The following is a 14,615-nucleotide window of genomic DNA, read 5'->3' as shown; positions in this document are numbered from 1 at the left end:
GCTCCTTTTTTATTTGGAATAAATTAACCCTGAATTAAAGCGGTTAATTCATCTACATAGTGCTGCATTGGTTGTGGATTTTGATCGGCACGGCTTTCAATGTTCAAGCGTAGTAATGGCTCTGTATTTGATGCACGGACATTCAGGCGCCATGCACCAAAATCAAGGCTTACACCATCAGTACGGTCTACTTGTGGATTTTGATCAGCATAATGATCAAAGATTTTTTGTACCGTTGCTTGGGTATCAGCTACTTTAAAATTGATTTCACCACTACATGGGAATTTGGCAATCATATTTTCAACCAGCGTTGAAAGTGATTTGCCTGTTTCAGAGAGCAGGGCAATGGTCAGTAACCAAGGGATCATACCACTGTCACAGTAAGCAAAATCACGGAAGTAGTGATGTGCACTCATTTCACCACCGTAAACCGCATTTTGCTCACGCATCACATCTTTAATGAAAGCATGTCCAGATTTTGATTGTACAGCGATGCCTTGGTATTGATCGACGATGTCAAAGGTATTCCAGACTAGACGCGGATCATGCACAATCTTTTCACCTGATTGTTTGATCAGGAAGGCCTGTGCCAATAAACCCACAATATAATAACCTTCGATAAACTGCCCTTTTTCATCAAACAGGAAACAACGGTCAAAGTCACCATCCCAGGCAATGCCCATATCAGCCTGATGTTGCAGCACGGCATCACGGGTACTGTCACGGTTTTCAACCAAGATCGGGTTAGGAATACCATTTGGGAAGTTGCCATCAGCTTCATGGTGGATTTTAATAAATTCCACTGGAATATTCAGTTGCTGGAATTTTTGTTCAATCGCATCAATCACATGACCTGCTGCACCGTTCCCTGCATTCACCACCAATTTGAGTGGTTTAATTTTTTGTGGGTCAATATAAGTGAGCAGGTGATCCACGAATTCAGGCAAAATATTGTAGTTTTGCGTCGTACCTTTATTGATAACTTCAGCGAATTGGCCTGATTCAGCCAGTGCCTGAATCTCTTTAAGACCAGTCTCTGCACTGATTGGACGTGCATTTTCACGCACCAATTTCATGCCGTTGTAATCCATTGGGTTGTGGCTGGCAGTCACTTCGATCCCGCCTTGTACATCCAAATGAAAAGCTGCGAAATAGACTTCTTCTGTGCCAGTCATGCCCAAATCAAGCACATTGATACCTGCATCATTCAAGCCACGAATTGTCGCCTGTTTTAAACCTTCACTACTTAAACGGATATCACAACCAATCACGACGGTTTTAGGTTGATAGATCTGTCCATAGGCACGACCAATGTTATAGGCAATCTCTTCATTGAGTTCTGTGCCAAGTTTGCCGCGAATATCGTAGGCTTTAAAACAAGTCAGTTGAGTCATATTGTTCAATTCATAGTGATGTGATTTGAGTTGTGAACACATTATACAGATATCGCCAAGAAGTCATATTTATAGTTCTTTATCGGCTGATGATCTAAGTTGAATTTGGCTCTAGTCATGAGGGCAATTGTTTTATCAGACTTTAGTCGAATGTGAAATAAGTAGAGCAGAGCAAAAGGATTGATTTATTTTTAATTATTATTGGTCATACCAATAATGATTGCGGTGATAGGGTTGATCCTGAGAATTCATATAATTAAGATGCATAAAGGTTGCGAATGAGTAAGATTTGCTGATTTATTAAATATTGGTCATACCAATATTGTGAAGATTTGTTAAATATCGAAGTAAAAACAAAATGACGCCCAGCATTTCAAGGAGATGAGAATGCTAAATGTGTGGCAACAACTATATGACCCTTTAAATAATATCTGGCTATCCAGTGCAGTCGCGTTGATCCCAATTATTTTCTTCTTTTTGGCGTTGGCGGTCTTTCGTATGAAGGGCAGTGTCGCGGGAACCTGTACCGTGATGATTGCCATGTTGATTGCTTTATTCTTTTATCAAATGCCAGCTGAAATGGCATTTGCTTCCGTGGTTTATGGCTTTTTTTACGGTTTATGGCCGATCTCATGGATTATTATCGGGGCCGTGTTCCTGTATAAAATTTCGGTAAAAACGGGGCAGTTTGATGTGATTCGCTCCAGTATTTTGTCGATTACCGAAGATCAGCGCCTACAGATGCTGTTGGTGGGTTTTGCCTTTGGGACTTTTTTAGAAGGTGCGGCAGGCTTTGGTGCACCAGTCGCCATTACAGCAGCTCTATTGGTCGGCTTAGGCTTTAAACCGCTATATGCTGCGGGCCTCTGTCTGATTGTGAATACGGCGCCTGTGGCCTTTGGTGCGATGGGGATTCCGATTATTGTGGCTGGGCAGGTGTCGGGTGTCGATACCATGGAAATCAGCCAGATGGTGGGGCGTCAATTGCCTTTTTTAACCATCATTGTGCTGTTCTGGATTATGGCCATCATGGATGGCTGGCGTGGCGTGAAAGAAACGTGGCCTGCGGTATTGGTCGGTGGTAGTGCTTTTGCGATTGCGCAATATTTGACTTCAAACTTTTTGGGACCAGAATTACCTGATATTACCGCTGCGATTGCCTCATTGGTCAGTTTGACCTTGCTGTTCCGTGTCTGGAAACCGAAACATATTTTCCGTTTTGAAATGACTGATGAACAAGCAGCCAGCCATGCGGCCTCATCACAACAGCGTTATAGCATTGTGCAGATTGCCAAAGCATGGTCGCCGTTTATGATTTTGACCGTAATGGTGACGATTTGGAGTATCAAACCCTTCAAGTCATTATTTGCCAAAGACGGTGCCTTGGCCAATTGGATTTTTAAAATCGAAGTGCCTTATCTGCATAAGTTGGTGGAAAAAATGCCACCGATTGTGTCTGAAAGTACCGCTTATGAAGCAATCTATAAATTTGATTGGTTCTCTGCGACAGGGACCGCCATTTTTATTGCCGCGATTATTACCATCATTTTCCTGAAAATGAAAACCCGTGACGCGGTTAGTACCTTTGCTGAAACATTAAATGAGTTAAAAAACCCGATTTATTCGATCGGCATGGTATTGGCCTTTGCTTTTATTGCCAATTATTCAGGTTTGTCTGCGACCTTGGCTTTAGCGTTATCTCATACGGGACATGCTTTTACTTTCTTCTCGCCATTCTTGGGCTGGCTGGGTGTATTCCTGACCGGTTCAGATACTTCATCGAATGCGCTGTTCTCCGCATTGCAAGCGACCACAGCCCAGCAAATTGGGATTCCAGAAGTGTTACTAGTCGCAGCCAATACCAGTGGTGGTGTAACCGGCAAGATGATTTCACCGCAATCGATTGCGATTGCCTGTGCAGCCGTGGGCTTGGTTGGAAAAGAATCGGACCTGTTCCGTTTCACGGTAAAACATAGCATCATATTTACAGTCTTTGTTGGCATCATCGTCACGGTACAGGCTTATCTGGTGCCGTGGATGATTCCATAACTCTAATCAAGGAAATGTGATGAGAATCTCCGATCAAGTGGTCATGAAATTACAGGCACTCATTGAGCAGCGCCAGATGAAAAAAGGTGATCGGTTGCCTGCTGAGCGTCAACTTGCGACCAGCTTAGGCGTATCTCGTCCATCCTTACGTGAAGCGATTCAGCAATTGAATAGTCAGGGTGTGCTCAGTAGCCGTCGCGGTGATGGCACCTATATTCAACAGTTGCCTGAGCAATGGTCACAACAGTTGATTGTGAACCCAATCAGTAACTTGATTGAAGAAGATCCGCTGTATCGATTCGATGTGCAAGAAGCCCGTTTGATACTGGAAGGTGGAACAGCATGGTATGCGGCATTGCGTTCAACACCTGAAGATCGCGCCAAAATCCATCATTATTTTGATGAGATTAGCCGCCATCAAAATGCTGGGGATTCGGCTCAGGCAGCAGTGGCGGATGCGGAATTCCATTTAGCGATTGCTGAGGCCTCACACAATATTGTGTTGATCCAGATGATGCGCAGTCTGTTTGACTTGTTGCAATACAACGTCTTGCTTGGGCGTAACAAAGTTTATAACCATCCTGTTAATGGTGACTTGCTCAGTGAGCAGCATTTTCAGGTGATGGATGCGATTGATCGTCAAGATCCCGAGGCTGCACGCCAAGCGGTGTGCGGTCATATTGAATTTGTGATTAATCATGTACGTGCGCTGGGCGAAGATGAAGCTCGCCAGAAACGTGCAACACGTTTAACTAGAGTTGATTCAAAATGATTATTTCTTCTGGCAATGATTATCGTGCTGCGGCACAACGTCGTTTACCGCCCTTTTTATTTCACTATATCGATGGTGGCGCCTATTCGGAACATACCTTAAAGCGCAATGTGCAGGATCTGTCTGAAATTGCCTTACGTCAGCGGGTGCTGAATGACATGTCGGCACTCAGTCTGGAAACTAAACTGTTTAATGAAACCTTGTCGATGCCAGTGGCTTTGGCTCCAGTCGGTTTAACCGGTATGTACGCACGTCGTGGTGAGGTACAGGCCGCAGTGGCTGCGGATCAAAAAGGCATTCCGTTTACTTTATCGACGGTTTCAGTTTGTCCGATCGAGGAAGTGGCACCTGCCATTCAGCGTCCAATGTGGTTCCAGCTCTATGTCTTGCGTGATCGTGGTTTTATGCGCAATGCTCTGGAACGTGCCAAAGCTGCAGGCTGTTCGACATTGGTGTTTACCGTAGATATGCCTGTACCGGGGGCGCGTTATCGTGATGCACATTCAGGCATGAGTGGACCAAATGCAGCGATGCGTCGTTATCTGCAATCGATGTTGCATCCACATTGGGCATGGAATGTTGGGATGTGTGGGCGTCCGCATGACTTGGGCAATATCTCGAAATATTTAGGCAAACCAACAGGGCTTGAAGATTATATCGGCTGGTTAGGCTCTAATTTCGATCCATCAATTTCATGGAAAGATTTGGAGTGGATTCGTGAGTTTTGGGATGGCCCGATGGTGATTAAGGGCATTCTTGATCCTGAAGATGCTAAGGATGCAGTGCGTTTTGGTGCTGATGGCATCGTGGTATCCAATCATGGTGGCCGTCAGCTCGATGGGGTGATGTCTTCTGCGCGTGCCTTGCCTGCGATTGCTGATGCGGTGAAGGGTGATCTAGCGATTTTGGCAGACTCAGGCATCCGTAATGGTCTGGATGTGGTTCGTATGTTAGCCCTAGGTGCGGATACGGTGTTATTGGGACGTGCTTTTGTGTATGCCTTGGCGGCGGCAGGTGGGCAAGGGGTATCGAATTTGCTGGATTTGATTGAGAAGGAAATGAGGGTAGCAATGACGTTGACGGGTGCTAAGTCGATTCAAGAGATTAAGGCGGATTGTTTGGTACAGGCTTTGAAGCTCTAAATTTTCGTATTAATACATCGCTTGTCTATTTCTGATGAGATTGACGCGACGGAGTCTTATCGAGAAAAGTTCGATATAAGTCGTTAACAGACGTTACTTTTTAAAAAAGTAACCAAAAACCTTTGCTTCGATGACGGTACGTCCTTGCTACCGCATCGAAGCAGGCGGCATCCCTGCCGCCAACCGCGATAGTATCTGTAAGGGATTTAAATTTTTTAAATTGTATTTTTCAATATAATTTTCAGTATCTTATGTAGATGATCCAAAGGAGCCATCATGCAAACATTTTCTCCCAAAGTGGTGATTGATCGTTTACAGCAGATTGTTGGACGTCAGCATGTACTGAGTGATGATCAAAGTACTCGCCAGTATCGTCAGGGCCGTCGTTTTGGTGAAGGCAAAGTATTTGCAGTGGTCATCCCGGGTACCTTGCTGGAACAGTGGCAGGTGCTGCAAGCGGCGATTGCAGCGGACTGTATTGTCATCATGCAAGCTGCCAATACGGGGCTGACCGGTGGCTCAACGCCTTATGGTGATGATTATGACCGACCTGTGTTGGTGATGAGTACCCGTCGTTTAAAAGGGATTCAAGTGATTCATGAGGGTAAGCAGGTGATCTGTTTGCCGGGGGCGACTTTGGACAATCTGGAGCAGATATTAAAAGGCTATGATCGTGAGCCGCATTCGGTGATTGGTTCTTCCTGCATTGGCGCTTCGGTATTGGGTGGGGTCTGTAATAATTCAGGCGGTGCCTTGGTACGTCGAGGGCCTGCCTATACCGAATTGGCGCTGTATGCACAGGTCAATGCCCAAGGTCAGTTGGAATTGGTCAACCATTTAGGTGTGAATTTAGGTTCAAGCCCAGAAGAAATCCTGACTCGTTTAGAGCAACAACAATATCAAGCGACAGATATTTTAGATGATGCTGAAAAGCAGGCATCCGATCAACGCTATGCGCAAGACGTCACTCAAGTCGATGCCGACAGCCCTGCACGTTTTAATGCCGATCCTTCACGCCTGTTTGAAGCCTCGGGTTCGGCAGGCAAAGTCTGTGTGTTTGCAGTGCGTCTGGATACCTATGAAAAGGTAGAAAGCAGTGTGTTTTATATTGGTACAAATGATGCCGATGATCTGACTGCGATTCGTCGTTATTTACTGACTTCATTGCCAAGCCTGCCGATTGCAGGGGAATACATCCATCGTGATGCGTATCATATCGGTGAAAAATACGGTAAAGATACCTTCCTGTTTATTGAGAAATTTGGCACCGCCAATGTACCGAAAGCCTTTGCATTCAAGGATAAGGTCGATGGCTTTTTAGAAAGATTTAAAATCAAAGGGCTAACCGATCATATTCTACAGGCGATCACGGCCTTGTTACCGAGCCATCTACCTAAGCGGATGACCGAATATCGTGATCGCTATGAGCATCATCTGATGTTACGAGTCGAGAACAATTGCAAAGCCCAGACCGAGCAATTCTTACAAGACTATTTTGCGGTGCATGCTTCCGGTAATTTCTTCCTTTGCGATGCTGAGGAAGGGCGTAAAGCCTTTTTGCATCGTTTTGCCGTGGCAGGTGCAGCGATTCGTTATCGCGATACCCATCAGGATGAGGTTGAGGATATTGTGGCACTCGACATTGCGTTACGTCGTAATGACCGTGAATGGGTCGAGCAGTTGCCTACGGAGATGGAACAGCAGATCATTCATAAACTTTATTATGGACACTTTTTTTGTCATGTTTTTCATCAGGATTACATTCTTAAAAAGGGCAATGATCCTTTAGCGATGGAACATCAGATGTGGCATTTGCTGGATGCGCGCCGTGCTGAATATCCTGCCGAGCATAATGTCGGTCATCTGTATATTGCCAAGCCTGCATTGGTGAATTTTTATCAAAAGCTTGATCCGAATAATTGTTTTAATGTCGGGATTGGGCAGACTTCTAAATTGAAGTATTGGGGTAAGGCCAAGTCCTAAATCTAAAAAAACAGGCAATAAAAAAGGCGCATCAAGCGCCTTTTTTATGCGTTACAACTTAAGCTGTTGCAGCAGATTTTGCTAAAACTTCAGCCACTGCTTTGGCAACTTTGTATACGTTGTTCATGTTCAGACCTGCAACACAGATACGGCCACTGCGTACCAAGTAGATTGCATATTCTTCACGAAGAATGTCCACTTGCTCAGCCGTTAAACCTGTGTAGCTAAACATCCCTTTTTGGTTCACAAGGTAGCTGAAGTCACGCTCAGGAAGGGCTTTAGTTAGCTCATCTTTTAAGATGCTACGCATTTTGATAATACGCTCACGCATCTCTTTCACTTCACCTTGCCATTGTTGATTGAGATCAGCATCATTTAACACTTGATCAACCAACCAAGCACCTGTTGTAGGTGGACTAGAGTAGATACGACGTACCGTTGCTTTCAACTGACCGAATGTGCATTTTGCTGCTTCCGCATCGTCACATACGAAAGTCAAACCACCAACACGCTCACCATAAAGTGAGAAGATTTTAGAGAACGAGTTGCTGACAATAAAGTTTAGACCTGCTTGGTCTAATGCACGAATGGCATAAGCATCTTGTTCCATATCATCGCCGAAACCTTGATACGCGATGTCGAGGAATGGAATCAGGTTACGTTCTTTTAATACCACAATGACTTGATCCCATTGTGCTGGGTTCAAGTCTGCACCTGTTGGGTTATGGCAGCATGGATGCAATAACACAATGCTTTGTTCTGGTAATGTTTTTAACGTAGACAACATCCCGTCAAAATCAACGCCACGTGTTTCAGCATCGAAGTACGGGTAGAAGTTGCTCTTGATGCCTGCACCGTTGAAGATCGCAACGTGGTTATCCCAAGTTGGCTGGCTGACCCAAACTTCTGAATTTGGGAAGTAGGTTTTTAAGAAGTCTGCACCGACTTTTAATGCGCCAGAACCACCAAGCGTTTGAATCGTTGCAACACGACCTTGTTGAATTGCAGGGCTGTTTGCACCAAACAATAAGGCTTGAATCGCATCACGGTAAGGTTTGAAACCTTCCATTGGTAAATAAAGCTTGGTTTGCGTATTTTTAGGTGCAATACGTTTTTGCGCTTCGATAATGGTATCAAGCTGAGGAACGATACTGTCTTCGTTATAGTACAAACCAATACTGAGGTTTACCTTTTCAGCACGTGGATCAGCATTGAACTGTTCCATCAATGAAAGGATTGGATCGCCTGCATAAGGTGGGATATGTTGAAACATTAACAATGTCCTTTTCTTCAACAAAGTGCATAGATGTCTGGGGAGGTTGGCGCTTTAGAAGCGGAACCTTTGATGCCCAATAATGTATCAATAAAGACTGCATGAAGCACGCTGTTATTTACATTTTGGTGCAGTATTTACTTACAAAATTTGTCGCCATGTGATCATTATAAAGATTGTCTACAATCAGGCTGTCATACCATGGTCGTAGCATGAACAGTCTAAGCCTGCCCAGTCGATTGGCTTGCAAGGCTAAATGAGGCATAGGTGCGTGATTAACCTATTGTTTTATCTATTCTTATATAAGATTTTTGGCAGTGTATTGATCAGCCACTGAGTGATCACAATCCAGTAGAATTGAAAGCACCAGTCTAATTTATTGTCGACAATCCTATTGCATTTTTTCTTTTATCTGGTTATAAAATCATAAAAATTGTAGAGATTGTCGACAATATGCAAGATACCCTTGTTCCTCAAGCCCTCAGCACAAGTCAGGGAATGACCCTGACGGAACACGTATTCAAGCAAATTCAGTCGGCGATTGTATTGGGACATATTCCTGCGGGCAGCAAGATTTCAGAACCTGAACTGGCGCGTATTTATGGCATCAGTCGAGGGCCTTTACGTGAAGCCATTCATCGTCTGGAAGGGCAGAAACTGGTAGAGCGAACTGCGCATGTCGGTGCCCGCGTGGTGTCACTGTCGCTACAGCAGTTTCAGGAACTCTATCAAATTCGTGCTTCTTTAGAAGGCTTGGCGTGTAAACTCGCAGCCCAGCATATTGATAAAAAACAGATTCTGGCCTTGCGTGATGTATTGCGCATGCATGCCGAAGATGAAAACTTTAAAGCAGGTAAAGGCTACTATCTGCAAGAAGGTCAGGACGATTTCCATTATTGCATTATCAAAAGCAGTGGCAATAAAACCTTAGAAAAAATGTTATGCGATGAGCTGTATCACCTCATCCGTATGTATCGAATCCAGTTTTCAAATACCCCAGATCGTCCAAGCAAAGCTTGGGATGAACATATCCGCATATTAGATGCGATTGCTGAAGGTGACGGTGAGCTTGCCGAAATGCTGATGCACCGTCACATCAATGCATCTTACAAAATTGTTGAGCAAACATTGCTACAAAATCAAGGAGAACAACAACATGGCTAAACAGTCTGCTGGTCAGCTATTCCGCGACGCGGTCGCAAATGAAAAACCATTACAAGTGGTCGGTGCGATCAATGCCAACCATGCGTTATTGGCAAAACGCGCAGGCTACAAAGCGATCTACTTGTCTGGTGGTGGTGTTGCCGCAGGTTCTTTGGGCTTACCTGATTTGGGTATCAGTAACCTTGATGATGTATTGACAGATGTACGCCGTATTACTGATGTCTGTGATCTGCCGTTATTGGTCGATGTCGACACGGGTTTCGGCGCTTCTGCATTTAATATCGCGCGTACCACCAAGTCGATGATCAAGTTCGGTGCTGCTGCGATGCATATCGAAGACCAAGTCGGTGCTAAGCGTTGTGGTCACCGTCCTAACAAGGCAATCGTGACTCAACAAGAAATGGTCGATCGTATTAAAGCCGCGGTCGATGCACGTACCGATGATAGCTTTGTGATCATGGCACGTACTGATGCGCTTGCGGTTGAAGGTTTGCAAGCTGCAATTGACCGTGCAGGGGCGTATATCGAAGCAGGTGCAGACATGCTGTTCCCGGAAGCGATCACTGAATTGGCGATGTATAAGCAATTTGCAGATCTGACCAAAGTTCCTGTTTTAGCCAACATCACCGAATTTGGTTCAACGCCATTATTTACTACGGACGAACTGGCTTCTGCCGATGTCAGCATCGCGCTGTATCCACTTTCTGCATTCCGTGCCATGAACAAGGCCGCAGAAAATGTTTATGAGACCTTGCGTAAAGAAGGCACACAAAAGAATGTGGTGGATACCATGCAAACCCGTCAAGAACTGTATGAACGCATTAACTACCACGCGTTTGAACAATATCTTGATGCATCGTTTGAAAAAGCAAAATAAGAAATCCCCCTAAATCCCCCTTTGAAAAAGGGGGACTTCCCTCCCTTTGGAAAGGGAGGGCTAGGGAGGGATTTTAGAACTCATAATTCACATAGAAAGAACAGAAAAGGACAATCTTATGAGCAGTAATGAAACGCCAACAGGCTTCAAACCAAAAAAATCAGTTGCACTCAGTGGACAAGTGGCAGGCAACACTGCACTCTGTACCGTAGGCCGCAGCGGCAACGACTTACACTACCGTGGCTATGACATTCTTGACCTTGCCGTCGGCAGCCAATTTGAAGAAGTGGCACACCTTCTGGTACACGGCAAACTTCCAAACAAAGCCGAACTCAAAGCCTATAAAGCAAAATTAAAAGCATTGCGTGGCTTACCCGCAGCATTGAAAACCGCACTGGAGCAACTGCCACCGTCTGCACACCCAATGGATGTGATGCGTACAGGCGTATCTGTATTGGGCTGCTTAACACCAGAACATGAAGACCATAACGAAGCAGGCGCAAAAGACATCGCTGATAAATTGATGGCAAGCTTGGGTTCAATGTTGTTGTACTGGTATCACTTCAGCAACAATGGTCGTCGTATCGAAGTTGAAACCAATGATGACTCGATTGCTGCACATTTCTTGCATTTACTTCATGGCGAAGCGCCATCGGAAGAGTGGATTCAAGCCATGCACACCTCTTTGATTCTGTATGCAGAGCATGAGTTCAATGCATCAACCTTTACGTCACGTGTGGTGGCAGGGACAGGTTCAGACATGTACTCGGCAATCACAGGCGGTATCGGTGCGTTACGTGGCCCTAAACACGGTGGCGCTAACGAAGTTGCGTTTGTGATTCAACAACGTTATGACAATGCAGACGAAGCAGAAGCTGACATTCGTAGCCGTGTTGAGAAAAAAGAAGTGGTGATCGGTTTTGGTCACCCAGTCTATACCGTTTCTGATCCACGTAACGAAGTGATCAAGCAAGTGGCGCGTGAACTGGCTGAAGCACAAGAAAATACCAAGATGTACCTCATCGCTGAGCGCTTAGAAGCGGTGATGAAAGAAGTGAAGAACATGTTCCCGAACCTCGACTGGTTCAGCGCAGTAAGCTATCACTTGATGGGTGTGCCAACAGCAATGTTCACGCCATTATTCGTGATTGCACGTACTGCGGGTTGGTCTGCACACGTGATTGAACAACGTCAAGACGGCAAAATCATTCGTCCAAGCGCGAACTATACTGGCCCTGAAAATCTTGAATTCAAACCATTGGCGGAGCGTGGTTAATGAACACAAAATATCGTAAACCGCTGGCAGGTACCCAGCTCGAATATTATGACGTGCGTCAAGCCGTTGAAGATATTCAGCCAGGCGCATACGAAAAGCTGCCATACACTTCGAAAGTACTGGCTGAACAGCTGGTGCGTAAAGCGGATGCCGAGAATTTAACGGCCTATTTAACCCAGTTGATCGAACGTCGTCAGGATCTCGATTTTCCATGGTATCCAGCACGTGTGGTCTGTCACGACATTTTGGGTCAAACCGCATTGGTAGATCTTGCAGGTTTGCGTGATGCGATTGCCGATAAAGGCGGTGATCCTTCCAAGGTCAATCCTGTGGTGCCAACTCAGTTGATTGTCGATCACTCTTTGGCCGTAGAGTTTGGTGGCTTTGACCCTGATGCCTTTGAGAAAAACCGTGCAATCGAAGATCGTCGTAACGAAGACCGTTTCCACTTTATTGAGTGGACCAAAACAGCCTTTAAAAACGTCGACGTGATCCCTGCGGGCAACGGCATCATGCATCAGATCAACTTGGAGAAAATGTCTCCAGTGATTCAAAACCGTGATGGCTTAGCTTTCCCTGATACCTGTGTTGGTACCGATTCACATACCCCACATACCGATGCACTTGGTGTGATTTCAGTCGGAGTCGGTGGTTTGGAAGCTGAAAATGTCATGCTCGGTCGTGCCTCTTGGATGCGTCTGCCAGACATCATCGGAGTTGAGTTTGTCGGTCAGCGTCAAGCAGGCATTACTGCAACGGATATCGTGTTGGCATTGACTGAGTTCTTGCGTAAAGAACGTGTAGTGGGTGCATATTTAGAGTTCTTCGGTGAAGGTGCTGACAGCATGTCTGTGGGTGACCGTGCCACCATCTCAAATATGACGCCTGAATATGGCGCAACTGCGGCAATGTTCTATATTGACCAGAACACCATTGACTATTTACGTCTGACCGGTCGTGAAGATGCGCAAGTGGCTTTGGTTGAGCAATATGCCAAAGAAATTGGTCTTTGGGCATCGGATATGACCCAAGCTGAGTACCCACGTGTACTTCGTTTTGATCTTTCAACGGTGACTCGTAACATTGCAGGTCCATCAAACCCACATGCACGTGTCTCTACGGCTGATTTGAAAGCAAAAGGCATTGCTGGGAATTTGGATCTTGCCAAGGCACAAGAAGCAGAAGGTTTAATTCCTGATGGTGCGGTGATTATTGCTGCGATTACTTCTTGTACCAATACCTCTAACCCACGTAATACCGTTGCTGCAGGTCTATTGGCACGTAAAGCCAATGAATTGGGCTTGGTACGTAAACCTTGGGTTAAATCTTCATTTGCACCAGGTTCTAAGGCAGCTGCGCTGTATTTAGAAGAAGCAGGTGTGTTGGGTGATCTTGAGAAACTTGGTTTTGGTATCGTCGCCTATGCATGTACTACCTGTAATGGGATGTCAGGCGCACTTGATCCTGTGATTCAACAAGAAATCATTGAGCGTGACTTGTATGCGACAGCGGTACTTTCGGGTAACCGTAACTTCGATGGCCGTATCCATCCATACGCAAAACAAGCGTTCTTGGCATCTCCGCCACTGGTAGTAGCGTATGCGATTGCAGGAACCATTCGTTTTGATATCGAAACAGATTCGCTCGGAAATGACAAAGACGGTAATCCAATTTACCTGAAAGATATCTGGCCTTCGGATGCTGAAATTGATGCGCTGGTGAAAGAAGCAGTGAAGCCTGAACAGTTCCGTAAAATCTACATTCCAATGTTCGATTTGGGTGTCAATGAAGAAGCGGCAAGCCCGCTATATGATTGGCGTCCAATGAGTACCTATATCCGCCGTCCTCCATATTGGGAAGGGGCGTTGGCTGCACCGCGTACTTTAGCCAATATGCGTCCGCTTGCGATTTTGGGTGACAACATCACCACCGATCACTTGTCGCCATCGAATGCGATTGTGTTAGACAGTGCTTCAGGTGAATATTTGGCGAAAATGGGTGTGCCTGAGGAAGACTTTAACTCTTATGCAACTCATCGTGGTGATCACTTAACCACACAACGTGCGACCTTTGCCAACCCGAAACTGTTTAATGAAATGGTGGTTCGTTCAGACGGCACCATTAAGCAGGGTTCAAAAGCACGTGTCGAGCCAGAAGGCGAAGTGATGCGTATGTGGGAAGCGATTGAAACCTACATGAATCGTAAGCAACCGTTGATCATTGTTGCGGGTGCGGATTATGGTCAGGGTTCAAGCCGTGACTGGGCAGCGAAAGGTGTTCGTCTTGCAGGTGTTGAAGCGATTGTTGCCGAAGGTTTTGAGCGTATTCACCGTACTAACTTAGTCGGTATGGGCGTTCTACCGCTTGAGTTTAAGCCGGGTGTTAACCGCAAAACTTTAAAGCTGGATGGTACTGAGCTGTATAGCGTGATTGGTAATATTGCACCGCGTTCGACTTTAACGTTGGTCATTGAACGTGCCACAGCAGATGGTAAGGAAGAGATTGTTGAAGTGCCTGTGACTTGCCGCCTAGATACAGAAGAAGAGGTTTCTGTGTATGAAGCGGGTGGGGTATTACAGCGTTTTGCACAAGACTTTTTAGAAGGTCAAGTCGCGTAATACTTTGATCTGAAAGTGATTGATTCGGTTTAATAAAGACCCTATCTTGATGATGGGGTTTTTTATT

At 45.5% G+C, this 14,615-nt stretch carries 10 protein-coding genes; 8 read left to right on the top strand and 2 right to left on the bottom strand.

Annotated elements, in window-relative coordinates:
* Positions 1 to 23: 23 nt before the first annotated feature.
* Positions 24 to 1,394 carry a phosphohexomutase domain-containing protein gene (locus FPL17_RS13710; protein WP_159885568.1) on the bottom strand — a complete coding sequence of 457 codons (1,371 nt, stop codon included), beginning with the start codon at positions 1,392 to 1,394 and terminating at the stop codon, positions 24 to 26.
* Positions 1,395 to 1,775: 381 nt separating this feature from the next.
* Here FPL17_RS13710 and lldP point away from each other — a divergent pair, with 381 nt between their 5' ends.
* From lldP to dld, 4 genes are all read left to right on the top strand, one after another.
* On the top strand, positions 1,776 to 3,443 hold the full coding sequence (lldP, locus tag FPL17_RS13705) for an L-lactate permease (protein ID WP_171519522.1): 1,668 nt from the start codon (positions 1,776 to 1,778) through the stop codon (positions 3,441 to 3,443).
* A gap of 37 nt (positions 3,444 to 3,480) precedes the next feature.
* Positions 3,481 to 4,215, top strand: a complete 735-nt coding sequence (gene lldR, locus FPL17_RS13700; protein ID WP_266095752.1) for a transcriptional regulator LldR — start codon at positions 3,481 to 3,483, stop codon at positions 4,213 to 4,215.
* Positions 4,212 to 5,357 (top strand): FMN-dependent L-lactate dehydrogenase LldD, encoded by a 1,146-nt coding sequence (lldD, locus tag FPL17_RS13695; RefSeq protein WP_159885564.1) that lies wholly within the window; start codon positions 4,212 to 4,214, stop codon positions 5,355 to 5,357. Before lldR ends, lldD begins: the two co-directional genes overlap by 4 nt.
* A gap of 276 nt (positions 5,358 to 5,633) precedes the next feature.
* Positions 5,634 to 7,340: a D-lactate dehydrogenase gene (gene dld, locus FPL17_RS13690; RefSeq protein WP_159885562.1), complete on the top strand. Its 1,707-nt coding sequence runs from the start codon at positions 5,634 to 5,636 to the stop codon at positions 7,338 to 7,340.
* Between the two features lie 58 nt (positions 7,341 to 7,398).
* Here dld and FPL17_RS13685 read toward each other — a convergent pair whose 3' ends face one another.
* The gene (locus tag FPL17_RS13685; protein WP_004801828.1) at positions 7,399 to 8,613 is read right to left on the bottom strand and encodes an amino acid aminotransferase; all 1,215 of its coding nucleotides are present in this window, start codon (positions 8,611 to 8,613) and stop codon (positions 7,399 to 7,401) included.
* 453 nt (positions 8,614 to 9,066) lie between these two features.
* Between FPL17_RS13685 and FPL17_RS13680 the strand changes: the two genes are divergently transcribed.
* The 4 genes from FPL17_RS13680 (at position 9,067) to acnD (ending at position 14,548) form a co-directional block, all read left to right on the top strand.
* A complete protein-coding gene (locus tag FPL17_RS13680) occupies positions 9,067 to 9,777 on the top strand; it encodes a GntR family transcriptional regulator (protein ID WP_005186499.1) in 711 nt (236 codons plus the stop codon).
* Positions 9,770 to 10,654, top strand: a complete 885-nt coding sequence (prpB, locus tag FPL17_RS13675) for a methylisocitrate lyase (RefSeq protein WP_159885560.1) — start codon at positions 9,770 to 9,772, stop codon at positions 10,652 to 10,654. Before FPL17_RS13680 ends, prpB begins: the two co-directional genes overlap by 8 nt.
* Positions 10,655 to 10,772: 118 nt before the next feature.
* Entirely contained in the window at positions 10,773 to 11,930 is a 1,158-nt protein-coding gene (prpC, locus tag FPL17_RS13670) for a bifunctional 2-methylcitrate synthase/citrate synthase (protein ID WP_005200876.1), read from the top strand.
* On the top strand, positions 11,930 to 14,548 hold the full coding sequence (gene acnD / locus FPL17_RS13665) for a Fe/S-dependent 2-methylisocitrate dehydratase AcnD (protein ID WP_159885558.1): 2,619 nt from the start codon (positions 11,930 to 11,932) through the stop codon (positions 14,546 to 14,548). The genes prpC and acnD overlap by 1 nt, the downstream gene beginning before the upstream one ends.
* Positions 14,549 to 14,615 lie beyond the last annotated feature (67 nt).

It is taken from the genome of Acinetobacter dispersus (assembly GCF_009884975.1).
GTDB classification, from domain to species: domain Bacteria; phylum Pseudomonadota; class Gammaproteobacteria; order Pseudomonadales; family Moraxellaceae; genus Acinetobacter; species Acinetobacter dispersus.
This window is presented reverse-complemented; position numbering and strand designations above follow the sequence as displayed.